Annotated in this window: 18 protein-coding genes; 11 read left to right on the top strand and 7 right to left on the bottom strand. The window is 43.7% G+C overall.

The window, feature by feature from the left end:
- Positions 1–107 precede the first annotated feature (107 nt).
- Together QUA43_RS04385 and QUA43_RS04380 are read right to left on the bottom strand one after the other, a co-directional pair.
- Positions 108–2,444, bottom strand: a complete 2,337-nt coding sequence (locus tag QUA43_RS04385; protein WP_333371355.1) for a polysaccharide biosynthesis tyrosine autokinase — start codon at positions 2,442–2,444, stop codon at positions 108–110.
- A gap of 135 nt (positions 2,445–2,579) precedes the next feature.
- Positions 2,580–4,052, bottom strand: a complete 1,473-nt coding sequence (locus tag QUA43_RS04380) for a polysaccharide biosynthesis/export family protein (protein ID WP_333371353.1) — start codon at positions 4,050–4,052, stop codon at positions 2,580–2,582.
- Between the two features lie 205 nt (positions 4,053–4,257).
- Between QUA43_RS04380 and QUA43_RS04375 the strand changes: the two genes are divergently transcribed.
- The 10 genes from QUA43_RS04375 to QUA43_RS04330 all read left to right on the top strand — a co-directional run bounded on the left by QUA43_RS04375 (position 4,258) and on the right by QUA43_RS04330 (position 16,116).
- Positions 4,258–5,679 carry an O-antigen ligase family protein gene (locus QUA43_RS04375; protein ID WP_333371350.1) on the top strand — a complete coding sequence of 474 codons (1,422 nt, stop codon included), beginning with the start codon at positions 4,258–4,260 and terminating at the stop codon, positions 5,677–5,679.
- A 127-nt stretch (positions 5,680–5,806) separates the two neighbouring features.
- Positions 5,807–7,144 carry a flippase gene (locus QUA43_RS04370; RefSeq protein ID WP_333371348.1) on the top strand — a complete coding sequence of 446 codons (1,338 nt, stop codon included), beginning with the start codon at positions 5,807–5,809 and terminating at the stop codon, positions 7,142–7,144.
- 74 nt (positions 7,145–7,218) lie between these two features.
- On the top strand, positions 7,219–8,358 hold the full coding sequence (locus QUA43_RS04365) for a hypothetical protein (RefSeq protein WP_333371346.1): 1,140 nt from the start codon (positions 7,219–7,221) through the stop codon (positions 8,356–8,358).
- 19 nt (positions 8,359–8,377) lie between these two features.
- A complete protein-coding gene (locus QUA43_RS04360; protein WP_333371344.1) occupies positions 8,378–9,301 on the top strand; it encodes a glycosyltransferase family 2 protein in 924 nt (307 codons plus the stop codon).
- 28 nt (positions 9,302–9,329) lie between these two features.
- Entirely contained in the window at positions 9,330–10,586 is a 1,257-nt protein-coding gene (locus QUA43_RS04355) for a glycosyltransferase family 4 protein (protein WP_333371342.1), read from the top strand.
- Between the two features lie 63 nt (positions 10,587–10,649).
- Complete coding sequence (locus tag QUA43_RS04350; protein WP_333371340.1) at positions 10,650–11,558, top strand: glycosyltransferase family 2 protein; 909 nt, start codon at positions 10,650–10,652, stop codon at positions 11,556–11,558.
- 1 nt (position 11,559) lies between these two features.
- Positions 11,560–12,720 carry a glycosyltransferase family 4 protein gene (locus QUA43_RS04345; protein WP_333371338.1) on the top strand — a complete coding sequence of 387 codons (1,161 nt, stop codon included), beginning with the start codon at positions 11,560–11,562 and terminating at the stop codon, positions 12,718–12,720.
- Positions 12,721–12,820: 100 nt separating this feature from the next.
- Positions 12,821–14,050, top strand: a complete 1,230-nt coding sequence (locus tag QUA43_RS04340; RefSeq protein ID WP_333371337.1) for a glycosyltransferase — start codon at positions 12,821–12,823, stop codon at positions 14,048–14,050.
- A 59-nt stretch (positions 14,051–14,109) separates the two neighbouring features.
- The gene (locus QUA43_RS04335) at positions 14,110–15,192 is read left to right on the top strand and encodes an NAD-dependent epimerase/dehydratase family protein (protein ID WP_333371335.1); all 1,083 of its coding nucleotides are present in this window, start codon (positions 14,110–14,112) and stop codon (positions 15,190–15,192) included.
- 78 nt (positions 15,193–15,270) lie between these two features.
- Positions 15,271–16,116 carry a WecB/TagA/CpsF family glycosyltransferase gene (locus QUA43_RS04330; RefSeq protein WP_333371334.1) on the top strand — a complete coding sequence of 282 codons (846 nt, stop codon included), beginning with the start codon at positions 15,271–15,273 and terminating at the stop codon, positions 16,114–16,116.
- A 482-nt stretch (positions 16,117–16,598) separates the two neighbouring features.
- Here QUA43_RS04330 and QUA43_RS04325 read toward each other — a convergent pair whose 3' ends face one another.
- From QUA43_RS04325 to QUA43_RS04305, 5 genes are all read right to left on the bottom strand, one after another.
- The gene (locus QUA43_RS04325) at positions 16,599–17,537 is read right to left on the bottom strand and encodes a class I SAM-dependent methyltransferase (protein WP_333371332.1); all 939 of its coding nucleotides are present in this window, start codon (positions 17,535–17,537) and stop codon (positions 16,599–16,601) included.
- 855 nt (positions 17,538–18,392) lie between these two features.
- Positions 18,393–19,652, bottom strand: coding sequence for a glycosyltransferase (locus QUA43_RS04320; protein WP_333371330.1), 1,260 nt, complete (start codon positions 19,650–19,652; stop codon positions 18,393–18,395).
- Positions 19,653–20,234: 582 nt separating this feature from the next.
- On the bottom strand, positions 20,235–21,194 hold the full coding sequence (locus QUA43_RS04315; protein WP_333371328.1) for a DUF362 domain-containing protein: 960 nt from the start codon (positions 21,192–21,194) through the stop codon (positions 20,235–20,237).
- Positions 21,195–21,319: 125 nt separating this feature from the next.
- Positions 21,320–21,646, bottom strand: coding sequence for a hypothetical protein (locus QUA43_RS04310; protein WP_333371326.1), 327 nt, complete (start codon positions 21,644–21,646; stop codon positions 21,320–21,322).
- Positions 21,647–21,819: 173 nt separating this feature from the next.
- Complete coding sequence (locus QUA43_RS04305) at positions 21,820–23,244, bottom strand: aspartate ammonia-lyase (RefSeq protein ID WP_333371324.1); 1,425 nt, start codon at positions 23,242–23,244, stop codon at positions 21,820–21,822.
- A 375-nt stretch (positions 23,245–23,619) separates the two neighbouring features.
- Here QUA43_RS04305 and QUA43_RS04300 point away from each other — a divergent pair, with 375 nt between their 5' ends.
- Positions 23,620–25,485 (top strand): hypothetical protein, encoded by a 1,866-nt coding sequence (locus tag QUA43_RS04300; RefSeq protein ID WP_333371322.1) that lies wholly within the window; start codon positions 23,620–23,622, stop codon positions 25,483–25,485.
- Positions 25,486–25,617: the final 132 nt, after the last annotated feature.

Genomic DNA, 25,617 nt, shown 5'->3' with positions numbered 1-25,617 from the left:
ATCATTTTCTTTCTCAAATGGTACTATTATCAAAAAATCAGGGTATAGATTGGTTGTGCGTTTCCGGTTGAGGACGGCGGCGCTCGGCCGCCTGCATCAACATTGGTCTAATTAGGATTTTTCGTACCTAAAGCCGATAGTTTTTGGTCGTAGAGCGTGTCTAAAACGACCGGGCGCTGGCGGTAGCTGTGACCGGTGTTTTTGCAGCCATTAGCAACGATTCCCAAGACGGAAGCTCCAGAAATTTTTAATTCTTCTAAAACTTTGCGAACTTGCGATCGGTCTGTTTGCCCAATTTGGACGACCATAATCGTAGCGTCTGTACGAGCTGCGATCAAGTGGCTGTCTGCCAAGCCTGCTAGTGGCGGGGTGTCATAAATTACTAAGTCAAAAAAGGCTTGAAATTGCTCCATCAGATACTGCATTTTTTTGGAAGAAAGAAGCTTGATCGGATCGGGGGGAATTTGGCCTGCGGTGAGTACAAACAAATTTTCTTGGTTCGGGGCTCGTTGAATCGCGTCGTTGAGGCTGAGATCTGTGGAGATGGCATCGCCCAGGCCACGCACGTTTGGCAGTCCTAACTTAGCGTGCAGTTGCGGGCAGCGCAAGTCTGCATCTACTAACAATACTCGCTGTCCGACTGCTGCTGCTGTGGCTGCCAGGTGCAAAGCTACTGTAGATTTGCCGTCTCCGGCTACGGCTGAGCCGATTAAGAGCGATCGAATTGCCGTTCCTGCATTCAGCAAGTGAATGTTCGTGTAGAGCGATCGAAATGCTTCTAAAAATTGATAGTCCAAGTCGCTCAAAATACTTGGTTCCCCGCTCATCGAACCAGTATCTCTAGGTTCGCCCAGTTCGACTACTTCCACTTGCGAGTTCGATCGAGCCGATGTTAGTTTCCTCTGTCTGGCTGGCGGTCTGCGCTTGACTTTTTTGGTAAACGGAATCACCCCGAGTATGGGCAATCTTGTGGCGATTCTCAGTGATTCTGGAGTGTGGAACACAGTATTTAGTACCTCTACCAGCAAGCCGACTGCTATGCCCAGCAGACTGCTTAAAATTACTGCCAGCGCTAACTGTTTTCTGGTTTGTTTGACGGTAGCTATTATAGGGTTGCCGTATTTGTCTAGCGGAATTTGCGGAGGATTGATTAGCACCCAGGGTATTTGTTCCTGAGCCGCATCGATCCGCAAGGCTTCTCGTTTTGCCAAGAAGTCCGAAAAACTCTTAGTAACTACTTGCAGTTCCCGCTGTAAATTGTCGTATTGTCGGGTTGTAACTGAAAAATTTCTAATTTTTTCCTTGAGATCATTTTGCGAAGCGGTCATTTCGCGATCGCGCGCTTCAACTTCTTTGATTTGGGTCTCTAAATTTCCCATCACCACTTCTCTTGCTTGTTTAGTGGCGGTTAAAATCAGTTCTTCCCGACTTTTTCGCAACGCTAAAACTGGCAAACTGTCTTCTCTGTATTGAGCTAATTTTAAGGACAATTCCGAGTCTATTCTCTGAATTTGACCTAAGAGTCCGCCGTAAGCTTGTCCTTGGGTCATCAGCAGCCCCTGGGGATTATTTTCGTTGAGTAATTTTTCATAGCTTTGGTAGAGGTTTCGCATCCCTTGTAGCTGAACTCTAATTTCTACTTGCTTACCCCGAATGCTTTGAACTTGTTCAGACAGAGATTTTCCCTCTATCTGAGGTTCAAACAAGTTGCTCTGCTGCCGCAGTCTTTGGACTTGCAGTTGCAGAACTTCCACTCTTTCTCGGAGCTTGGGCATCTCCGTATCTATAAATTTAATACCTTGATTAATGCCCATCAGCCGTTGCTGCAAGCTGTAATCTAGATAAGCTTTAGAAATTTTGTCCAATACGCCGTAAATTTTTTTTCGGTCTGCATCTTTGTAGCGAACTTGTAAAATTTTTGTGCCTTGCTGTTTGCCATCTTTCGTGTAGCTGACGCGGTTGATGGACATTTTTGAGATCAGTTCCGTATAGTTCATTTTGGGATACCACGCTCGCAATTCCTCAATTATGGGCTGCATCATTTTGGGGCTACGCAAAATCCTAATTTGGGTTTCGTAGTCTACTAAGCTAATTCCTTCTATATTAATTCTTGCTAAGTCGGCAGCTTGGGTGTTGTTTAATTGTTTGGATAGCAAACCTTCTGCCGTGGCTGGTTCTACCAAGAGGGAAAAGGAGCCTTCATACTCGATCGTAATCTGTTTAGACGTGAGGACGATCGCTGTTCCTGCCAGGGCGCTCAAAGCTATGGTGGCTGCTGCCATGACCAGGAAGCGACGGCGCACGACGCCTAAGAGCCAGGACAAGTCTAGCTTTTCTTCTTCTCTCTCCTCTACGAAGTGATCTCTGTAGTTCTGAGCAGATAACTCCGGCAGTTTGCCATTCGATTTGGGTGTGAAGGGTTGGTAATCTTGTCTGCTATCCATATTCAGCCTGGGTATTTTTGAGGTTGATATTTTTGAGGTTGATATTTTTGAAGTGGCTAGGTCGCGGCGGGGTAATCTTATTGTTTAGTTTATTCTAGCCTTTGCCAGGAATTATCCACCTCACCCGTCGCCTTCTTACCTGAATAAAAATCGGAGAACGTTTATAAAATTTAACACTCCCGTAGCTGGCCCGACAGGTCCGATTACAGCGTTCATGCGATCGACAAAATTGACGAGACCCCTGCGAGATACGATAATCATGTCGTTGTTGCGAAGTTGAGGATTGGCTTCTTCGTTAATTCCTTGACTTAAATCGACTTCGATCGTCCGTTTAGTAGCTGTACCGTCGGTATTGAGGCGGACTAGCTCAACTTTATCCCTTCTAGCTCTGGTATTCTCGTAGCCAAAAAATCCTCTGGAAATTAAAGCTTGATTCAGTGTGGCATTAGCTGGGAGCCTCAAGGGATCGAGGGATGTTCTGAGTTCTCCTACTACAAAAACGTTAATGCCGACGGGGGCAAAGTTAGTGCTAGCGAGCACACCAGCTTCTGCAGGGTTGACGATCGTGGCTTTGGGTACGATGATCGTGTCTCCCTCCTGGAGGATTGTATCTTGGGCGCCGTCGCCGGACTCTAGGAACTGCCACAGGTTGACTGGGATAATTTGTTCGCCTCTTCTGGTGACGCGCCGCACTTGGATTTGCCGGATGTCGGCATCGGATGTGATGCCGCCAGCTAGCTGAATGGCCCGGATGACGGTGGGAAAACCTTCGCGGCTGAGGTCGTTTGTGGTGTTGCCGCCGATGACGACGTAAGCCCCTGGGCGGGTGACTTGGCCAACGATGGAGATCGATCGAGGTTTTTCTGGGGGTGGCGAAAAGTTAGCCGTCGCAAATTGACGAGCTTCTGCTTGGTTGAAGTTAGCGACTGTGGGAATCACGATTGTGTCTCTGTCTTGCAAAATAACGTCTTGAGAGATGTCTCCTTCTTGCAAGAATTTCCACAGGTTGACGTTGAGCACTTGATCCGGGCCGTCTCGTTGGGGGCGGCGGACACGGATGTTGCGGATGTCCGCAACACCCGTGACGCCTTCTGCTAGTCTGATCGCTTGGGTGACGGTGGGGTACTGGACACTCGGCGTGGCTCCCGGGCCGGGAGTTAGGGTAATGATGAAGTTTCCGGGCCTGGTGACTTCTCCGATGACGCCGACGTTGAGGGGGCGGGCGGCGACGAGGCTGACTGTGACTATGGGGTCTTTGAGGACGCGGCGGTAGGCGTTACGGATGATGTTGGTGGCTTCTACTAAGGTGCGGCCGCGGATGGAGACCAAGCCGATCAGGGGCAGGTTGACTGAACCGTCGGAAAGGACTTCGTAGCCACGGCTGAGTTCGGGTACTTCGAGTATTTCTACTTGGATGCGATCGCCGCCACCGAGTTTATAGCTTTCCGGCCCTCTCCTAACGGGCGCAACGGTCTGGGCTTGGTCTGCGCCTAGCGGGATGGGAAGTTGTGCCGGGGTGCTTCTGGCGTCAGCGATGACAGTGGAAGCAAACAAGACAACACCCACAACCGACCGGGCTATCTGTCCTGGAAAATGGGTGTTAACCATACACCACCTAATTTTATTGACTATGATTTATATAAGTGTAGCCTTTTTAGTGCTGGGCAAAAAGCTCATTATTTTAAGCGATTGCCGAAAAAACGATGCTGTATTTTTGCTTTATGCCTAATTTCTGTGTTAGCGTGGTTGCGGGTTGACGGCTATATTTTATATCTAGATAATTTGCTCTTGTTTCGGATAAAGGAAAGCAATTATGACTGAACCAGTGTCTCTACCAAATATGCTGAAAGAGCTGATTTTAGGTAGTTCTTCATTGACTTTGATGCTAATTGCTATACTCGCGATGGCCACTATATTATTATTTCACTTTGCTAGCTATAAAAAAATAGGTTTGGCTTTAGAAAAAAGCTTTGCTGGTCTTTATATTTTTATCTCTCCCTTTCTGATACAACCTCCTTTTAATTACTTACATTTTGTTAATTTGAAAGATCCAGAAGGTGGCATATTAAAACTAATACCTTATTTTTTTTACCCCTGGGTAGTATTAATTTTAATCTCAAGAGTTAAAATTTTTAGTAGCAACTTTATAGAAATTTTTGCTAAAATTTTGACAAAAAATCCTTTCTTTTTACTTTATATATTACTTCCATTACTGTCTACATTATGGTCTCTAGTTCCTGAAGAAACGCTAAGAGCAGCTCTAGCTTTTTCAGGATTTACTGCTTTTGGCTTTTATATTGCAGCCCAATATAAATGGGAGGATTTATCTCGTTTTTGGCGGTGGGGATACACGGCAATCGGTTTGGCAAGTTTTGTAATGAAACCCCCTGGAGCAGGAGATTTTGTCGGCTTAACCCAATCTAAAAATTCTTTGGGGGGAGTCTTAGCTCTCTGTACGGCATTTTGGTATTTGCATTATTCTCAAGGAGCTAAAACTCAGAAAGATCGCTGGATTGCTTTGGGAATGATGTTCTTTTCATTTTACCTAGTAAGGGCTAATAAATCGAGCGCGGCTCTAGTGATTACTATCATATTAATAATTGCAGTGTCGTCACTAAATTTTTTAAAAAATTTAAGTTTTCAGTGGGCCTTTACTGCAATTATATGTTTCCTGGTGGTCAGCATAATTATGACTGTTTTTGTAGTAGACAACCTAGAGGATATTATTGTAGGTGGGTTAGGCAAGGACTTGACTCTAACTGGGCGGACCGAATTCTGGCCACAGTTAATTGATGCGGTCAACCAGCGCCCATGGTTTGGCTACGGATTCGATGGATTTTTTCAACAAGATAAGTTAGGATCGGGTACTCCTGCTTATTTTATTTATACTCCTAATGGATTTCAACCGAAAAATCCTCACAATGGCGCGATCGGTATCTTGTTAGCCTTCGGTTGGCCGGGATTAATCTTAATGATGACTTCCTTGCTGCTCAATTTAGCTTACGCAGTTCGGTACTTGAGTCGTAGCACCCTGGAAGAAGCGGGAATACCTATTTGTTTTCTAGTGTCTATTATTATAAGCAACATCACAGAAGGTTATATCCTAGATATAGGAAATCCTTGGCTGAGTTACGTAATGTTGACGGTTCGACTTGCGATAGATAATGCTAACAATAGTTCTAACAGTAGCACCAGTAACCCTCAAAGGCGTTCTTTAGCTCGCACAGTCCATTGAAGTAACCATTGGGCGGATCGTGGGTCAAGTTGTGGTATGTTGTTATAGGATCAACCAATCTAATTTTGCGAGATTGCCGACCCTGCCAGAACCGCGTTTGTGTTTTGTAAAGATTTAAAATATTCTGATGCTAGATAAGTTAACTGCGGTCAGTCAAAGGCTCGGTCCTAGTCTGCGCCAGGTACTCAGCAACATAGCTTGGCTGTTCACTGACCAAATCTTGCAGATGGGTCTAGGTCTGTTTGTAGGCCTTTGGGTGGCTCGCTATCTTGGTCCGACACAATTTGGATTGCTCAACTACGCGATCGCCTTTGTGTCGCTGTTTAGTTCGGTAGCAACGATGGGGTTGGGTACTCTGGTAGTGAGGAATATCGCTCGCGACCCAGAATGCAAAAATGAGACCCTGGGAACTGCCTTCGGACTGCAATTTACTGGTGGCTGCATCACTTTGTTGTTAACTGTCACCGTGATTGCGCTAGTCAAGCCCAACGACACTCTGACTCGGTGGCTGGTAGGTATCATCGCTGCAGGAACTATCTTTAATGCTTTTGAGGCTATCAATTTTTGGTTTCAGTCGCAAATCCAGTCAAAATATACAGTTTTGGCTAAAAATTCGGTATGTTTTTTAGTTGCTGCTGTCAGAATTGGGTTAGTCACAATTAAAGCCCCCCTGCTTGCCTTCGCCTGGGTTCGATTGACAGAGGTGGCACTGGTAGGAATCGCTTATGTATATTTTTATCAGCTTACGGGGAATAAAATTAAGGATTGGCATTTTAGTTGGAAACGGTGTAAGGAACTGCTATCGGAGAGTTGGCCGATAATTTTGTCCGGATTGGCAGTTTATGTATACTCAAAAACCGATCAGATAATGCTCGGTGCGATGAATCAAAATGCTCAACTGGGCTATTATGCTGCCGCTGTTAAAATTTCGGAAATCTGCGATTTCTTGCCGATGATCATATCCAGCTCTATTTTTCCTAAATTAGCGAATTTGAGAAAGACTAATTATGAAGAATATCTAAATAAATTTCAAATTTACTCGGATATTATGATATTTTTATGGTTGGGAGTGGCCATACCGATATCATTACTTTCTCCCTGGATAGTGCATCTACTTTACGGTGAAAAATATACACAGTCAGCAGCGGTGCTTGGGATCTATGTTTGGGCGCAATTTGGCAGTAACTTTGGAGTAGCACGGAGTACATATTTGAACATAGAAGGTCAGTTGCGCTACGGTCTTTATTTGACTGTAGTCGGATCTATTTTTAACGTAGGGTTAAACTTTTTGCTGATTCCTAAGTATGGAGCTTTTGGAGCAACGGTGGCTACTCTGATAACTTATTTTTACGTGATTATATTAGTCAATTTCTTGATTAAGGAATTGCGCCCCTTCGGAAATTTCATCTGGCGATCGCTTAACTTATACAAGGCAGCTTGTAGAATCAGAGGATTAGTAAAGTGATTCAAATTAAACCTAAAATAGAACAGCGCTCGAATTGCCCCTATTGCGACACGGAACTCAATGCCAAAAAAATTTTGTGGCAAGGGATACATATTGTTTTGGACTGTAAGTGCCCGGGATGTGGCAGCGAAATAATCGACGAGTTGAGAGTAGGTCATGGAGTCAGAAACTCCGTCCAAGTTGATACAATCAAAGGTGAAGTTTTTGCAAAAGTTGCTAACATAAAAGAATGGCTAGGCAAACCATTACTCAATTCACTCCAAAATCCTCAACCCGAAAAACTTGAGATTGTAAAAGAGGTTTTTAAACCCTGCAAGCGGGTAATTATCTTAAACTGTATCGATCATCTTTATGGTCATTCGCTGCTGAAGTTGCTAAATGCACAAAGGCACTTAGAATGCAACTCTGACTGCGGGTTAGTGGTGATAGTTCCTAAGTTTCTAAGGTGGATGGTTCCTGATGAAGTTGCAGAAGTCTGGACAGTACCTATTTCTTTAAAAAATGGTCAAACTTATTATCCCAGCTTCGCCGACTTTGTAGAGGAAGAAACGAAACGCTTTGATGAAATTTATGTCAGCGAAGCCCATTCTCATCCTAGCCAGTTTGATATCACGCGGTTTACTAGAGTTCCCAAGCATAATTTTGAGAACCCAGAAACAAGAATTACGTTTATTTGGCGCGAAGATCGTTTGTTAGTTAACGGTTTGCTGTTCCGAATTCTGAAAAAGGTAAACCAACGAGAAAGGGCATTGCCATTGCAAAATATAAAAATTCAGCAGTTATTTGAGAAAATCAGGTTGCAAGTACCAGAAGCAAAATTTGCAGTAGCTGGTTTGGGGACAAAAACTAAGTTTCCAGAATGGATTGAAGATTACAGAGTGGAGAGTTTTAATGAAAAAGTTGAAAAGGAAATATGCCGTGTTTATTCACAAAGCCGCTTAGTAATTGGTCTTCACGGCTCTAATATGTTGCTACCTTCGGCTCATGCTGGTATGACAATTGATTTGATAGATGAGCGTTGGGGGAACTTTGCACAAGATATTTTATACCAAGAAAGCGACCCTAGAATGGCTAGTTTTCGCTATAGATTTTTGCCCTATCAGACTAGCAATGATACACTGGCATACATAGCGGCTGTAATGCTTCAGAAGTGGTTTAATTTTAAATCGCAGATGACTGCTGATCTTGTTAATTCAGATGTTGAAGACTACTAGAAAAAGTAGAGTCGAAGAAATGTTCAATTACCAAATCCAAACACCCGTCGCTTTTATCATCTTCAAACGTCCAGATACAACGGCTAGAGTATTTGAGGCAATTCGTCAGGCCAAACCTCCCAAATTGCTAGTAATTGCTGACGGCCCACGTCCAGATAGGCCGGGAGAAGATCAAGAATGTGCTGCCGCTAGAGCTATTATTGACCAAGTAGATTGGGACTGCGAAGTTTTGAAGAATTACGCAGACGTAAATCTCGGTTGTCGGCTGCGGGTTTCTAGCGGTATGAATTGGGTGTTTGATCAAGTTGAAGAGGCAATTATTCTTGAGGATGACTGTCTCCCTCATCCTACTTTTTTCCGCTTTGCTGAAGAGTTGCTGGAGCGTTACCGAGACGATCAGCGGATGCTGTCAATCTCTGGTCAAAATGTTCAGTTTGGGCGAAAAAGAACTGATTATAGTTACTACTTTTCTCGCTATAATCACTGCTGGAGCTGGGCGAGTTGGAGGCGAGCTTGGCAGCATTATGATTTAGATATGAAGCTGTGGCCAGAAATTCGGGATGGTAATTTTTTGATGGATGTACTGGGAGACTCCCATGCTGTAAAAGTTTGGACAAATACTTTTCAGCTTTGTTATGAAAAAAAATTACAGAGTTGGGCTTTTCAGTGGACATTTGCTAGTTTCATTCAAAATGGTATGAACATTCTTGCAAATGTCAATTTAGCTTCTAATATTGGACATGGTGTAGGGGGAACTAATACGGAGGATGTCAATAGTCCTTATAGTAATATGCCAGTAGAAGCTATAACATTTCCGATGAAACACCCAGCCTTTGCAATTCGGGATGTCCAAGCAGATAATTTTACTGAAAACACTCTATATGATTACGATCCGAAATTGGTCAAGAAAGTACAACGAAAAATCCAACAATTTTTGAAATAGTAAGTAACCATCAGTTAAGGATGTTTAGATGAAAGTTTTGCTGGTAAGTAATTATGATATTAAAGGTGGTGCTGCGAGAGCTAGTTATCGCCTGCATAAGGGTTTACAAAGTACGGGGGTAAATTCCCAAATATTGGTAGGATCTAAGTCTAGTAATGATGAAAATGTGCGGTTGATGCCGAGTAAATTAGGGGATAAATTTAAGGGTATTAGAGCTAAATTAAATAGGTTGCCGTTAAAGGTTTATCCAAAACTGGGTCAGGTAATTTTTTCGCCTCAATGGGTTCCTGATTCCCTGGCATCTGAAGTTGCTAAAATTAATCCTGATGTGATTAATTTGCACTGGGTTTGTGAAGGCTATATGCAAATTGAAACGCTGCCTAAGTTTAATAAACCGATCGTTTGGACGCTGCACGATATGTGGGCGTTTACGGGTGGATGTCACTACAGCGAAAATTGCGATCGCTATCTTGATGCTTGCGGTGCTTGTCCGCAGCTTCACAGCACTAAAGATGCTGATATTTCTCGTTGGATTTGGCAGCGAAAAGCTCAATCTTGGCAAAATTTGGATCTGACTTTGGTAACTCCGAGTAATTGGTTAGCTGAATGCGCGAAATCTAGTTCTTTGTTGAAAAAATATCCAGTTAAAGTAATTGCTAATGGCCTTGATGCTGAAGTCTACAAACCGCTGAACCGCCCGCAGGTGAGATCTAGTTTGAATTTGCCTCAAAATAAACATTTGGTGTTGTTTGGGGCGATGCAGGGAACAGGCGATCGGTGGAAGGGTTTTCCGCTGCTAGTTCCGGCGTTGCAAAGCCTCAGTAAGTCGGGATGGCAAGACAAAATTGAACTTTTGGTTTTCGGTTCTTCTCAACCGGAAAATCCGATCGATGTCGGTTTTAAAACTCATTATCTCGGCCGGTTGGAAGATGACTGTTTAGCAAAAGTTTATGCGGCGGCTGATGTGATGGTTGTACCGTCGCGGTACGAAGCTTTTGGTCAGACGGCATCGGAAGCTTTGGCTTGTGGCACGCCTGTGGTGGCTTTTGATGTGACGGGATTAAAAGATATTGTCGATCGCCAGCACAATGGCTATTTAGCTCAACCCTATGACAGTGAGGATTTAGCGCGAGGTATTGCATGGGTGCTAGAAAACCCGGATCGACATCAAAAACTCTGCATTCACGCCCGTCAGAAAGCGGAAAAAGAATTCACCTTAGAGATACAAGCAAATCGCTATTTGTCTCTTTTTAACGAGGTTCTGTCAACTCCAAAGTCAAGATAAAAATCTGGTTTTATTTGGTAAATTTTACCTTGCCTATCGCTATAAGCTGCACAATTAGGAACAATGAACCGTACTAAAATCGCCGCCCTTTTAACTTGCTTCAACCGCAAAGAGAAAACATTAGCTTGCTTAGATGCTCTTTTTAAGCAGGTACTTCCAACCGATGTTGATATTTTAGCCTATTTAGTCGATGATGCCAGTACCGATGGCACCAGCGAGGCAGTTCGTCAAATCTATCCTCAAGTCAAGATTTTTTCCGGCGATGGAAACTTATTTTGGAACGGGGGAATGCGTGGGGCTTTCAGCGAAGCAATGAAAGATGATCCCGATTACTACCTATGGTTAAATGATGACACTCTTATTTATCCAGAAACCGTAAGTGTCTTGCTAGAAACTACTCAAAAATTATCAGAAAAAGGAGAAACCAAAGCCATCGTTGGTGGTTCTACCTGCGACCCCGATACGGGTCAAACAACATACGGCGGTGTGGTGCGAAATAACCCTTTGCACCCCTTCCGATATGGTATCCTCGAACCAACAAAAGAGCCTCAGATGTGCGATACTATGCACGGCAACTGCGTATTAATTCCCCGCTGTGTTGTGCAAAGGGTCGGCAACCTTGATCCAGCTTTTGTCCATTATATTGGCGATTGGGATTATGGTTTACGAGCCAGACAGAAAGGATGTACAGTTTGGATTGCTCCTGGCTATTTAGGCACTTGTTCTCTCAACCCCCAGGTGACCAAAACGGCTGCTGATAATTTAAGTGAAGGATTGGATAAAATGAGCAAACCGAAAGGTTTATCATTCAAAGATACTACCCTGCAACCGGCTCAAGAGTGGAAAGTATTTACTCAGCGGCATGGTGGCTGGTTGTGGCCAATTTATTGGGTGCTACCTTATCGCAGGTTAGTTTGGCTTTCAGTGTTGAGTAAACTGGGATTGACTAAAAATAAAACTCAAGGTGAATAGGATGGTTGATAGAAATGAACTCCGCATTGCTTGGCTTGTCCCGGAAGTGGAACTGGGAGCTTACTGGCAGCCTGTTTTGAGGGAATTTACAAAAATTTTTAAGAATACTGTATTTTATACTGGTCGTGTTTGGTCTGGGTTCGATCCGACGCTGCCGGGAGCATCGGCAATTCAGTTGGTAGGGGAGACTAAATTTGTCGAGACGGAAAAGATAGAAACAGGATACGATCGCGGATTCATTGTAGTATCGCCTAGTATTATCGGCTATTTGCTAAAATTTAGACCTCATGTGGTCTTCCCCCAAGCTTTCTCTTTGTGGACTGTAATTGTTGCGTTTTTAAAACCGCTACTGAGGTGGAAAATTGCGATTATTTACGATGGTAGTTCCCCAAATACAGACTTTCGAGATTCCAGTTTTAGGACGTTTGTGCGCCGCATCTTGGTGCGGTTTGCCGATGCTTTTGTTGCCAATAGCAATGCGGGTAAAAAATATCTGATGGAAGTTCTCAACGTACCGGAGGATAAAATTTTTACCCGAACCTATCTCGTACCTGATGCGGGAGCTTTGCTGAAACGATTGGATCAGACTCAGCCACCAAACTTGCAGTTAAAACGCCCGATTTTTCTCTATGTAGGGCGCATAACAGCTAGAAAGGGAATTAAAACGCTTTTAGAAGCTTGCGCTATTCTTAAAAATCAAGGTTATGTTGATTATTCGCTGTTGATTATTGGCAAGGGAGATCAGCGAGAAGAACTGGAAACATTTATTAAAGAGTGCGATTTTGAAGAGCAAGTAACCTGGGCGGGATGGGTGGAATATGGAAATTTAGGTGCTTATTTTCAGCAAGCTGATATTTTTGTGTTTCCTACTTTTGAAGATGTCTGGGGTATGGTTGTACCGGAAGCGATGGTGTTCGGAAAACCCGTGTTGTGTTCAAATGGTGCAGCTTCCTGTGAGTTAATTATCTCAGGTGAGAACGGTTATATTTTCGATCCTAGCAATGCTAAAGAGTTAGCGGATAAAATGCAAATTTTTCTAGATCATCCTGATTTGATTGAGTCGATGGGAGAGCGTTCACGACAGATAATTTCTCAAAAAACGCCAGAAACAGCAGCTAAAGCTTACGTCGAAGTTACATCTTTTTTGATGGAGAATAGGTGAAACAAGTTCGGAAACGGATGAGTGTAAAGGATTTAAGGGAAAGATGGAAGAGGGAAGAGAGAAAATTTAGCAATTACCAATTAGCAATTACCACTTAGCCATGAAAGTTTTATTATCTGCGTTTGCTTGCGAACCTAATCTCGGCTCCGAAGAGGGAGTAGGATGGAATACTGTTATCCAATCTGCTAAACATCACGAAAGTTGGGTATTTACTCGCACGTTTTGTCGATCGTACATTGAAGCAGAACTAGAGCGGAACCCAGTGCCCAACCTGCACTTTGTTTATTTTGATCCGTTTGGGTGGAGCGAAGATTGGAAGGGGAAACAAGGATTGCTGCAACTTCACTACTATCTGTGGCAAATCTGGGCTTATTTTATCGCTCGGAAGCTCGATCGCGAAATTGGTTTTGACATAGTACATCACGTAACTTATGTCAAACATTGGTCTCCAAGTTTCTTGGCGCTGTTGCCGCATCCTTTTATTTGGGGGCCTGTGGGGGGTGCAGAAGCAGCACCAAAGCCTTTTTGGCAAGATTTTAGTCGCCGGGGCAAAATTTACGAAACGTTGCGAGCATTGGCTCAAAGGGTAGGAGAACGCGATCCGTTTGTGGGTCTGACGGCGCGTCGCAGTGCTGTGGCGCTGGCAACTACGGAAGAAACCGCAGCCAGACTGCGATTTCTTAAAGCAAAAAACGTGAAGATTTTCTCGCAAGTCGGTTTATCGCAGCAGGAAATTCAAGAACTAGAGCAATTTCCTACCCCGCCGGAGCAACCAATTAGATTCATCAGTGTTGGTCGTCTCTTACATTGGAAAGGGGTGCACTTAGGACTCCGTGCATTTGCGGAGGCGAAGCTGGAACAATCGGAATACTGGATTGTGGGAGACGGCCCGGAAAGGCAACGTTTGGAAGCTTTGGCCACAGAATTGGGACTGGCAAATAAAGTATTTTTTTGGGGAACTTTATCTCGCACTGAAACTCTTTCTAAAATGGGGGAGTCTCACGTTCTCCTTCATCCGAGTTTGCATGACTCTGGTGGTTTTGTGTGCACGGAAATGATGGGGGTTGGTCGTCCCACAATTTGTTTGGATTTGGGCGGGCCGGCTACTCAAGTGACGGCTCAAACGGGGATTAAAGTGGCTGCTACTGATCCCGATCGCACTGTGCAAGGTCTAGCAGAAGCTATAGTGTGTTTAGCCCAAGATCGTGAATTGCGAGATCGCTTGGGTCGATCAGGTCAAACGCGCGTCAGGGAAATCTATGATTGGGATGTTAAAGGTCTATTCTTTGCCCAATTGTGCGAAGATGTAGTCGATGGAAAATCAGGATAACTTCTGATGGGTTCGATCGGGCAAAACAAAGAAAACTATATTTTTTCAGGCGGTGAAACGTGGGCGTTGCAATCATTACTGGCTCGGCGGGTTTAATTGGCTCTGAGGCGTGTCAGTTCTTTGCCAAACAAGGCTTAGATATAGTTGGGATAGACAATAATATGCGCCAGTTCTTTTTTGGTGCTGATGGTTCTACAAACTGGAACCGCCAACTGCTCGAAAAGTCTTTGGGTACCAAGTATTATCACTTAGATGTGGACATTCGCGACTATGAAGCGATTACCAATATCTTTCAGCGGTACGGCGAGTCGATCGAATTAGTAATTCACACAGCAGCCCAGCCCAGCCATGATTGGGCTTCCCGTGCTCCGAAAATAGACTTTACCGTCAATGCCAACGGCACTCTTAATCTTCTAGAAGTAACTCGCTTGTACTGTCCTAAAGCAGTTTTCATTTTCACTTCTACCAACAAAGTATACGGCGATACGCCTAACAGTTTGCCTTTAATTGAATTAGAACACAGGTGGGAAATTGAACCAGGCCATACTTACGAAAGCGGTATTCGGGAAGATATGTCAATCGATCAGTGCCTGCACAGTTTGTTTGGTGCTTCTAAGGTAGCTGCTGACGTTTTAGTCCAAGAATACGGTCGATATTTTAATATGAACACCGCTTGTTTTCGCGGCGGCTGTTTGACGGGTCCAAATCACTCTGGAGCTCAATTGCACGGCTTCCTAGCTTACTTGATGAAGTGTGCTGTCACGGGAACTCCTTACACCGTGTTTGGCTACAAAGGCAAGCAAGTTCGGGATAACATTCATAGCGCAGATTTAATTTCGGCATTTTATGAATTTTATAAAGCTCCCCGAAGCGCCCAAGTTTATAATACAGGAGGAGGTCGGTACAGCAATTGTTCGATGTTAGAAGCGATCCAGATGTGCGAGGCAATTGCAGAACGCAAATTTAATTGGACTTATGCTGAAGGGAATCGCATTGGCGATCACATTTGGTGGATTAGCGACAATTCAAAATTTTCCAGTCACTATCCCAACTGGAAAATGAAATATAACGTTAAACAAATCTTACAGGAGATTTATGAATGTAACCGCGAGCGTTGGCTGAAAGAAGATTCCAATGATTGAGCGGGACAAAAAGAATGTGCTGGGAATTTCGGTAAACGATTGAAGAATACAAGGTTAAACAAATCTTAGGGGAGATTTATGAGTGTAACTGCGAGCGTTGACTTAAAGAGGTGCTCCATGATTGATAAAGGGAAAAAGAATGTACTAGGCATATTAGTAAATGCCGTTAATTATGAAGCGGCTGTCAGCAAAATTATTGCAGCAGCCAGCGCCGGAAAACCAATGTCAGTTTCTGCTCTAGCGGTTCACGGGGTAATGACTGGGGTTCTCGACAGCACTCATCGTTATCGGATTAATCACATTGACTTAGTATTGCCAGACGGACAGCCGGTCAGGTGGGCGTTAAATTGGCTCTACCATACGGAATTGCCCGATCGAGTTTGCGGGCCGAATGCGATGTTACAAATCTGCGAACGTGCGGCAGAAGAAGGATTACCTATCTATTTGTACGGCTCTCAAGCTTCTGTACTGGAAGCTTTATCTCGCAATCTCTGCGAGCGTTTTCCCAAGTTAATTATTGCTGGAACTCAGCCTTCTAAATTTAGGCAGGTTTCGGTCCAAGAGAAACAAGAAATTGCACAGCAAATTCGCAACAGCGGTGCAGCAATTACTTTTGTCGGTTTGGGGTGTCCCCGGCAAGAAGTCTGGGCTTACGAATACCGGGACGACTTATCAATGCCGTTGATTGCTGTAGGTGCTGCTTACGATTTTCATGCGGGTAATTTGGCTAAATCTCCTGACTTTTTATCTAAAATAGGTTTGGAATGGCTGTTTCGGATGATTAAGGAACCTCGGCGCCTTTGGCAGCGGTATGTTTTTTTGAATCCGCTTTATATCTGGCTGTTTTTGCTACAAGCTTTGAAAATTAAACACTTCGACCCCACAGACGCCACGCCGCCTGTAGAAGAAGTATTATATGGTTGAGATTTAAAAGTTTCTTGTGAATTATGGGTGCTCACAAGAAAAAACTAAAAAAGTAAAAAAGCAAACACATCGTAACTAATCGTTTTGAGGTACAACTGCGATCGCATATTCAGGAAAATTTATATCAAATCAGGTGGCATCGGAATTATAGTGGGAGCTTAAGAACTCGCGATTTGGGTAGCGAGCTCTTAAGCTCCCACTGACATGATCCAAATATATTATTCCGATGCCACCGGAAACGATATTACGCCAGAAAACAATTTTGACATTATCTCTGTGGTAAGCTGCGGACTGCACACCTTAAATACACAGTTTGTGCGTCAGTCTCGATCGAGTCAGGTGGATTCCTGGGTCAATAGTCGCATTTGGTTTGACTGTAATCCTGGCATGGGCAATGATCGCAGGGAATTGCAAAAGTATGGTGAGTGTGTAACCAAACTTGATAATCAAGCCAAAAGTTTATTGCCCTTACCTCGATCTTGCTATGGCTTTTGTGCCACAATCCGGATCGAATCGTACTTGTTTGCATCAGCAGCAAAGATTGTTTTCAGAAGTAGCTTCCAAGCTTGGACTTTACTGTTTTCTTTGGGCTTTACTATCTGATGAGATGCCATTGAATCGAACACACTGAAAATTTTTCTTTCATTATTAATCCAACTGTTCTCAAATTGGCGATAGTAGCCATTAAACTGGGTAGAAATTATCTCAAATCCTACTTTTTCACAGATAGCGCGAAAGCTCTGCGGTGTGAAAAAATACAAATGCCTTGGTACATCTAGATGCATCCATGCAATCCCTGATGACTTCAGCCCAATACAAGAGTTATTTGGTACTTCCATCACCAATTTGCCGCCATCCACGAGCAACTGCATGGCATTGCGGAGTGCCAGTAAAGGATCTCTGGTATGTTCGAGTACGTGGTTCATCACAATTATGTCGTACTGTCTAGACTTGACTTCCGGAGGCAAAGATTCAGCAGTACCCTCAAATACATTAACACCTCGCTGCTGGGCCAAAATCAAAGCTTGTCGATCGGGTTCTACGCCCCAGACTTTGTGACCATCTGCTTGCAGTTCTTGCAGCAGGTGTCCGTTGGCGCAACCAATTTCTAAGATCGAGGAGGAAGCAGTCCCGAACTGTTGCTTCCACCATTTACTGGTGACATCTACTCCGCGATCGAAACGCCAAGCTAGATGGGTACGCAATTTATCGAAGAAGGAAATAGAAGAGGCAGATACGAAGCCTGTAAAGTCTATATGATGAGTATAATACTCATCGATGTCGTAGAAGCTGGCGATTTTGTTGAGTTCGGGTAGAGGATGAATGCATCCAAGTTGTGACTTTTCACACCAGTACAATTGAAATGACTCATTGTTTAGAGGTCTACGCCAATCACCGGGTATGAATAGCCACGGTTTCATACTCTGTCCCGATATCGGACAGACGACGGTAGGGCTTAAGCAGTTTTGACTTTGCTGCATTTTAGTTTTCATTACTTAGGTACTGGATGTACTAATAACCACTCATTTTGTATCACTTCGGGACGTTATGTGCCAGTGATAATTGTGTGATCCTAAATACAGCAGATGAATGCCTAAAACTTATGAAGTTTTGGGAATACAATTGCTGAGGCGTGGTTTTCAGGTAACATCGAATTTAACCTAACGCATTTAACGGTTTTTGTCACTTTACTTTTGATAAAAAACTCCACTTTCCACTAGCTGGCTGTGAGTAAGTTTTTCTATTGTCAATAATTTAGCAAAAATTCCAGGATATATTAAGTTATAATACCAATTCACTATGAAGCTGCATTTAATATAACGCTAATGATATAGTTCCAACCAGAAAGACATCAGCCTCATTTAGTGTATCTTCATAGTGAATTGGTATAAACAGGGTAGGCTTTAGGCTATGATAGATACCAATACAATCTTTTGTGCATTTATACCTAAACAATGAAGTAGTTGATTTGACAAAATTTAAACTAAAATTCCTGTTAGTTTTACCAGTTCATGTGAACACGAAAATGAGTTGGTCGCTCAAGGGTTTAGAGTTGCTGTGGGTTCTGGTAGTTGCCAAGAAATTGTAACCCGTTAAATGAGACTTGAGAACCTATGGAAGAAGTGCGATCGCCCAGTCGATTTTGATGCTATTAAGTTTGAAACAAAACATCTAAATCTAATGGCGATCGCTCACCTCAACCATTGCCTTTACAAGACCTCGGATTTCCGTGGCTACCTTAATGAAACCTGTCTCCATCATAGGCCGAAAGATTCTTAAGGCTGTTGACTGTACGCCAAAACCAGATCTGGAGCATCACATACTTGACTTTCGGTAACTAGATTAGGCCGCGTTGAGTAGGCAATAGCCTGCATATGTTTTACGCGAGCTTGAAAAGTCTTCTCAAATGTGTGCTGTTGAGCAAACTTCAGCGACTTGAACGACATCGATTTAATTTCTTCCCGGTTGTGGCTAAGTTCTGCAATTTTTTTCGCCATCTGTTTAGGCTGATTCATTGGCACAACCCATCCTGTCTCCGACATTTCTGCAATTCCCTGGAATGCTTCGTTAGCATACCCAACAATCGGCACGCCACCAGCCATAGTTTCTATGTAAGTACAAGAAGGGTCGCCCTGCCGGTGACAGCAAACAAACAAATCAATATTGTTCTTCACAAAGGGGAAAAAATCTGTTTTAAAGTCAGGCACTCCGAGCATTTTCACGCAATCATTAAGTTGATGGGCAGCTATTTGCTGGTGCATCATCTCTTCTAAGTCACCAATACCACTGATGAACATTTCAAATTTCACCTTCAGTTGTTTGAGTTCTCTAGCGACCTCAAGTAAATGATCGGCTCCTTTCATCTTAATTAGGCGACCTGAGAATACTAGCCGGAGAGGCATATCTTGAGAGCGGTTTTCAGTGCGCCGTTCAATGTCACCTTCTGTTGCTAACATATCTTCTCTAATCCGCGTGTCCAAGAACAACTGTGGGTTGCGATTGAGATGCTTGTATTCTTGGTATGTAGGGGTGCCGTTGCACTGCAATCCCTCTGCCATTGCGATCGCCTTGCGCTGCTTATATTCCTGACTGTAAGTCCAAATAATTCTCCGCAAGCGGATCAAGGGATTGTTCGTACTCACGTTCACGATCTGTTTGCGAGTTTTCAGACTGTATTCGGAAACGTAAATACACGGTACTCCCGCTATTTGACACACTTTACTGATATGGTTCTGTCTGTATTCCGGGGCTGCCAATACCAGCGCACTCTGATGCTGATGTAGCAAAGCTGGGGTGATTCGATCAAAAGAAATTATTTCCAGTTTGAATGGCAATTCATCAAGTTTGAATATTTTTGCATCCATTTGGTCGTTGTCTTCTTTCGTTTCTTCCATCATCACAGTAATTGAACCCGACCAATAGGTGGCTAACTCACCAACTGCTTCTATTAACTTCCGGGTCAGTAAAACTTCACTGTTTGGCAAAAACTTGGCTTTTAGTGGCTGTACGATAGTCAGATTGTTGTTAGTAAGCATAGGTGAGGTAGTTCCTGATTTTAAGTTTTTACTGATGCGGTAGTGAATCTTTGCTGTACTTGGCAAGGGCTGTTGATCGATCTATATAACAGACATATACCGAATTTAAATTTCGCCGCCTGATACAAGCAACATTTCAGACTCTGTTTCGGAGATATCTAATACTTAAGATGGAGCCAGCAACTGGATTAGACCTTTATTATTTAAGGTGAGGTCTGTTTGATATGTCGCCATCATCTGCGATCTACGTAATAACTGTCAATAAAGTTTTGCGAGCTTTACTCAATCTTTATAATTAGGCGGTCAATTATAAAGAAAAGCGCAATTTTAGGGTGAATTTGGTTAAAAAAATGGCTGTTATAAGTATTTATGCTTAAGTAAAATCCTTTAACTGCTTCTAGCTAGCAAGAATCAGCGCGAGTTGCGAGTACGGCGAGACCAATGCTTTAAACATAGAGTTATAACAAACTTGTTGAAAGTTTACCTAAATACATATATTGTAAATAATAATTATATTTCTTTAAACTTAACAATGCGAAGCAGAAGGAATAAAAAAAAGAAATTTTACGCCTTCTCTCTTCGCTAATGCGAAGCCTTGATGCTGAACTTTTCTTTAATAAACCGGATATAAAGGTGCTTGAAAGCCGACTTCACCACGCGGGGCATACCAAAGTCGATCGGCATCATGCTTTCCGGGAACTTCCAATCCAAAACCTTGAGATTTTCCGGCTGCAAAAGCGGAAAATCAATCGCCTCTAAATTCGAGCACAGTCCTAATCTCATCGCCGCAGCTACAGTGGGAACCATCGCCGGATCAGCATTAATAATTTCAACTAAAGTTCTGTCCAAAGCAAACACATCATCAGAGGCGGCCAAAATTCCCAAAAACTTAGGTTCGCCGCCACTTGGCCCGTTACCTTCGTGGCCGATAATGCCATCCAAAATCGTCAAATTTGGGTTAATTGCCCGGGCAGTTTCTACCAGCATTTCACCGAATCTGGCGCTATCTTTGCCAGCTTCCATGTGCCACCAAGCCTTCATTTTGCCGGGAACGCAGCCGAACAAATTTTTCACGCCCATTGTCACGGTTAATTGAACGTGAGATTTGAGTTTGGGCAAATTAATCACTACATCCGCTTCCATTGCTTCTTTGCAAATTCGCAGATGATTGAAATCTTCGCTGACTGTTTCGTAGCGTTTTCCTTGAAACTCAACTACTGGCAAATTCAGTTCTTCCAACAGCGGCAAATAACCGTTGGCTTTGGCTACACCCATAGCGGTACCAAAAGCTGGACTATCGCCTAAAAATGGTTTTCCTCCCGCTTCAATGACCATTTTAGCGACGCAGTAAACCAATTCTGGGCGGGTGACACATTCTTTTGTAGGGCGAGAACCTGTGAGGAGATTGGGTTTGAGTAAAACCCGATCGCCCGATTTGACAAAAGCCGAGATTCCGCCCAAGGGTGCCAGCAAACTTTCTAAAGATGCTTGCAAAATTTGGCGATCGTATGAATTGGCCTGAATTAAACTAACAGCAGACATAATTATGAATTAATTGGTAATTGGTTATCGATCGGGAATAATCTCAATGTAACGCAGGCACGGAACACCCTAAGCAGGGTGATCTGCGCCTGCGTTACCAAGAATCATCTCAATACAAATGAACCCTAACTATTCATCGGCAATCTACCAACAGCAGCCCGCTGCATGGTACTAACTCGCAGTGAGTTAGAGAATATTCCTTGGCCTTGCAGGTCGGGAATCGCGGGCTTTACTTCTACTTTTACCAACCGGGCCGTACAAATAAACACGGTTTGATCGGCTAAATGGAAAGTCAACCAAGGTTGACTTAACAAATTCAGCACTTCCTCTTGGAATTCTTGTGCAGGTATCGGGATAGTAAAGGTTTCCGTGTGACCTTCCACATAATGAAAAGTCACTTGAGTTGTGTTCTCTTTATCTTGAGTTAATTTGGCAAAAGAACCTGCGCGCATAAATTTTGCTCCCCAACTTTAGACTATAAAAAAAATCAGAATTAAATGTAAAAAAATTGAATTCTGAATTCTTTAACTTTAACCTGTGACAGCACTTAGGCAGAACTCAGAAGGCAGAAGGCAGAATTAAATCGAGTTCAGCCTTCTAGTTTCTAGCTGATTCCTGCGATCGCCTATACGTTAGCAGAAGATGTTGGCATCGCACTCATTTTCTCTAAATCTAGAACTTTTGCCAAGTCTTCTGCACTCATTAAACCCCGTTCTAGCACAATTTGCCGCAAAGATTTGCCGGTTTCTAGAGATTCTTTGGCGACGGCGGCGGCGTTGAGATAGCCGATGTGAGTGTTGAGGGCGGTAACGAGGGCGAGACTACCTTCAGCATAAGCGAGACATCGATCGCCCTTAGCTTCAATTTTGGCGAGGCATTGTGTAGTCAAAGCGCTGATGGTATTGCCCAAAATTTCGATGCTGTGAATGAGATTGTAGGCAATCAAGGGCATCATCACGTTCAATTCTAATTGTCCCGCTTGGGCGGCAAGGGCGATCGCGCTATCGTAACCCATAACTTGAAAACAAACCATCGATGTCATTTCTGCCATCACAGGATTGTATTTTCCCGGCATAATTGACGAACCTGGTTGCACAGGAGGCAATTGAATTTCTTTCAAACCCGTTTTCGGCCCGGAGTCCATCAAACGCAAGTCGTGGGAGATTTTAACGCAATCCTGAGCGAGATTTCGCAGTGCACCAGACACATTTACAAATGGTGCCATACTCTGCATAGCTGCCATTAAATGCTTTGCTGGTTTCAGAGGTTGGTCGATTAATTCGGAGAGAATCTCAGCAACTTTTTGACAGTATTCAGGGTGAGTATTTAAGCCTGTTCCTGCCGCACTTCCCCCCAATCCCAGAGAGGTCAAATCATCGGATGCCCTGTCAATTCTCAAGGTATGTTCTTTCAGAATTTGCGCCCAAGCACCAAAGGTGTCGCCGAGTCGAACGGGCACAGCATCTTGTAGGTGAGTGCGGCCGGATTTAACAATATTTTTGAATTCTTCTGCTTTGTTTTCTAGGGCAACTACTGCCTCCGACAAAGCCGGAAACAGAGTTTTTTCTAAGGCCAACAATCCGCCGATCCGAATCGCCGTCGGAATCACATCATTTGTTGATTGACCGTAGTTTACGTGATCGTTAGGACTGACGCGCTTGTAATTACCTTTTTCCTCGCCCAAAATTTCCAAAGCGCGATTTGAAAGAACTTCATTAACATTCATGTGGTGAGAAGTTCCGGCGCCCGCTTGGTAGACATCAACTACAAATTGATCGCGCAATTTGCCAGCTAGGATTTCATCTGCTGCTTGGACAATGGCTTGACTGATGTCTTGGGGAATGCAGCCGAGTTCGCCATTGGCGATCGCCGTTGCTTTTTTAATTAAAACACAAGCATCAACGTATGTTGATAAAGGCTTAATACCGCTAATTGGAAAATTTTCAATAGCCCTTAGAGTTTGGATGCCGTAATAGACATTAGATGGGATTTGTTTGTCTCCCATTGAGTCGCTTTCGGTGCGGTAGCTGATGGTTGGGTGTTCGCTCATATCGCTTTGTTTGTGATGATTGGGAATTGGGATTTTTTTTTAATAATGCTGACTGCCACTCCTGTTTTACCGCGCCGGCGGGCTCAGTAAAACACAAGTCACGATTGTAAATAATTATCTCACACTCCGAGTTAAATCTCAAAGCTCAAATCTTAAATTAAGATTACTTCCCTAAAGTTGTGCAAGAGTAGTTATGTAATTCCGTTGTTTTCAGGTCGCCTACTTCTGTACTTTATCAGATAAAATTTTCGTGTTTAACAATAAATATCAAACCCTACTTCGGAATTTTGTTACAAAAATTCAAGTTAAAATTTTCGCAAAGTTGTTATATTTGGTAGCACAAACAATTTTGCAGCAGGCGAATTGCCAAAAATTATGCCGCGTTACCAAACCATAGATGATGTTCCTACCCTCCAAGAGGCACTCGAAGGAATAATTGTTGAAGATTTAAAAAAGCTGAATGCACTGTTGTCGGGCGATCGCAAATTAACCCGCAAAGCTGACCTGGTTGCTGGGATTAAAGAGCAAATGCAGGGACAAAAACTTAAGCAAGTTTGGGCGCAATTAGACGATTTGCAAAAAGCGGCCGTAGCGGAAGTTATACATGGGTCAGGTGGTGGCTATGATGCCGATGTATTTGTGGCGAAATACGGACAACAACCAAACTGGGGAACCAGCGATCGCTATGGATACAACCGAGAACCATCCCTACTATCCTTGTTCTTCTACGGCACTGCGATACCCTACGATCTTGAAGAAAAATTGCTGAAGTTTGTGCCAAAACCTCAAGCAACTCCCTTAAATGTGGTTGGCGATGTACTGCCAGATAATTTTATAGTTCGTGTAGAAAAACATAATTTTCGTACATCTCAAAGAGAGGTATCCGAGTACGAACTTCCTTTGACTATTTTTGAAATGGAACGGGTAGCCCCAAAGGATTTGGAAGCAGTTTTGCGTCTGATTCAGTCGGGCAAAGTTGCTGTTAGTGAGAAAACCGCATTACCTGGTGCCACAACTCTGAAAGCGATCGCCGGCGTATTGCAAGGGGGTGATTTTTATAACGACGAACAGCGCCAAGCTACCTTGGAAAAGGGCGATATATTCTACGAGGTTGGTAACATCAAATCCTTTGCTTGGGCCGCGATCGCCCAAGCGAGCAAATTCGCCGAACTATCGGGCAAAAAGCTTGTTTTGACCAAAGCGGGACAGAAAGCTTTGCAAGAATCACCTGCCAAAGGATTACAGACAGCATGGAAGCGCTGGTTAAAAACAAACACTTTTGATGAATTTCGCCGCATTGATGCGATTAAAGGACAAACCGGCAAGGGCGCGCGCGGCATGACAGCGGTGGCGGGGCGGAGAGAGGCGATCGCCTCAAGGCTAGCAGAATGTCCTGTCGGTAAATGGATTCTGTTTAGCGAATTTAGCAGGTATATGTTGGCAACTGGGAATCGGTTTGAAGTAACGCGCGATCCCGACAATCTCTATATTTCTGAATTTGGGTATGGTAACTTAGGATATTCGGGCAGTCACGATTGGCATATTCTGCAAGAAAGATATATGCGCTGCCTGTTGTTTGAGTATGTTGCTACCCTGGGAATAATTGATGTTGCCTATGCCGATCCTTCCCTCGTACCCAGCGATTTTGACGATCTTTGGGGAACGGACGATTTGAGATTTCTCAGCCGCTACGACGGCTTAATCTCTTTTCGCCTGACAGCTTTGGGGGCTTACTGTTTGGGATTGACTAACAATTACACCCCGCCAGCAATTGAGTTCCGTCAAACACTCCGCGTACTGCCCAATTTAGATATTGTTGTAGCAGGAGAAGGCATTGCGACATCAGATGCGATCGTCCTCGATCTCTATACTAAAAAAGTTTCCGATGTCGTCTGGCAACTCGATCGACAAAAGCTATTTACCGCGATTGAAGCCGGATACCCGCTAGCAGAATTTAAAGAAGTTTTAGAGACCAGAAGTATCGAACCGCTACCGGAAACCGTACAGCAATTTCTGACGGATATTACAGAACGATCGAATAGTTTGCAAGATGCAGGAACTGTCAAGTTAATCGAATGTAAAAACGCCCATTTAGCAGTGTTGATTGCTAATGATTCCCGTACCAAAAAATTCTGTCAGCTAGCGGGCGATCGCACTTTAACAGTTCCATTATCCCAGGAAACTAAGTTTCGCAACGCCCTGCGGCAGATCGGCTACGTCTTACCCCAGCGGGATAAATAGTAATACCATTTCTCTAAAATCGTGCAACACTCTTCGACCCCCCCTAGCCCCCCCGCTGCATTGCGGGGGGGACAAGAATACTGTTATTTCGTTTAAAATTGGTAGAAGATAGTGTCCGGTGGTATCGATCGC

Origin of the sequence: Microcoleus sp. N9_B4, assembly GCF_036701635.1 — a bacterium.
Classification (GTDB): Bacteria; Cyanobacteriota; Cyanobacteriia; order Cyanobacteriales; family Microcoleaceae; genus Microcoleus.
The sequence above is the reverse complement of the archived record's forward strand: the minus strand, read 5'-3'. Positions and strand labels throughout refer to the sequence as shown.

Bases quoted from the DNA above. Each gene is read 5' to 3' on its own strand.
- QUA43_RS04355 (WP_333371342.1), top strand. From the start codon at position 9,330: ATGAAAGTTTTGCTGGTAAGTAATTATGATATTAAAGGTGGTGCTGCG.
- QUA43_RS04300 (WP_333371322.1), top strand. From the start codon at position 23,620: ATGCCGCGTTACCAAACCATAGATGATGTTCCTACCCTCCAAGAGGCA.
- QUA43_RS04345 (WP_333371338.1), top strand. From the start codon at position 11,560: ATGGTTGATAGAAATGAACTCCGCATTGCTTGGCTTGTCCCGGAAGTG.
- QUA43_RS04370 (WP_333371348.1), top strand. From the start codon at position 5,807: ATGCTAGATAAGTTAACTGCGGTCAGTCAAAGGCTCGGTCCTAGTCTG.
- QUA43_RS04360 (WP_333371344.1), top strand. From the start codon at position 8,378: ATGTTCAATTACCAAATCCAAACACCCGTCGCTTTTATCATCTTCAAA.
- QUA43_RS04320 (WP_333371330.1), bottom strand. From the start codon at position 19,652: ATGCTTACTAACAACAATCTGACTATCGTACAGCCACTAAAAGCCAAG.
- QUA43_RS04330 (WP_333371334.1), top strand. From the start codon at position 15,271: ATGAGTGTAACTGCGAGCGTTGACTTAAAGAGGTGCTCCATGATTGAT.
- QUA43_RS04315 (WP_333371328.1), bottom strand. From the start codon at position 21,194: ATGTCTGCTGTTAGTTTAATTCAGGCCAATTCATACGATCGCCAAATT.
- QUA43_RS04305 (WP_333371324.1), bottom strand. From the start codon at position 23,244: ATGAGCGAACACCCAACCATCAGCTACCGCACCGAAAGCGACTCAATG.
- QUA43_RS04340 (WP_333371337.1), top strand. From the start codon at position 12,821: ATGAAAGTTTTATTATCTGCGTTTGCTTGCGAACCTAATCTCGGCTCC.
- QUA43_RS04310 (WP_333371326.1), bottom strand. From the start codon at position 21,646: ATGCGCGCAGGTTCTTTTGCCAAATTAACTCAAGATAAAGAGAACACA.
- QUA43_RS04325 (WP_333371332.1), bottom strand. From the start codon at position 17,537: ATGAAACCGTGGCTATTCATACCCGGTGATTGGCGTAGACCTCTAAAC.
- QUA43_RS04380 (WP_333371353.1), bottom strand. From the start codon at position 4,052: ATGGTTAACACCCATTTTCCAGGACAGATAGCCCGGTCGGTTGTGGGT.
- QUA43_RS04350 (WP_333371340.1), top strand. From the start codon at position 10,650: ATGAACCGTACTAAAATCGCCGCCCTTTTAACTTGCTTCAACCGCAAA.
- QUA43_RS04375 (WP_333371350.1), top strand. From the start codon at position 4,258: ATGACTGAACCAGTGTCTCTACCAAATATGCTGAAAGAGCTGATTTTA.
- QUA43_RS04385 (WP_333371355.1), bottom strand. From the start codon at position 2,444: ATGGATAGCAGACAAGATTACCAACCCTTCACACCCAAATCGAATGGC.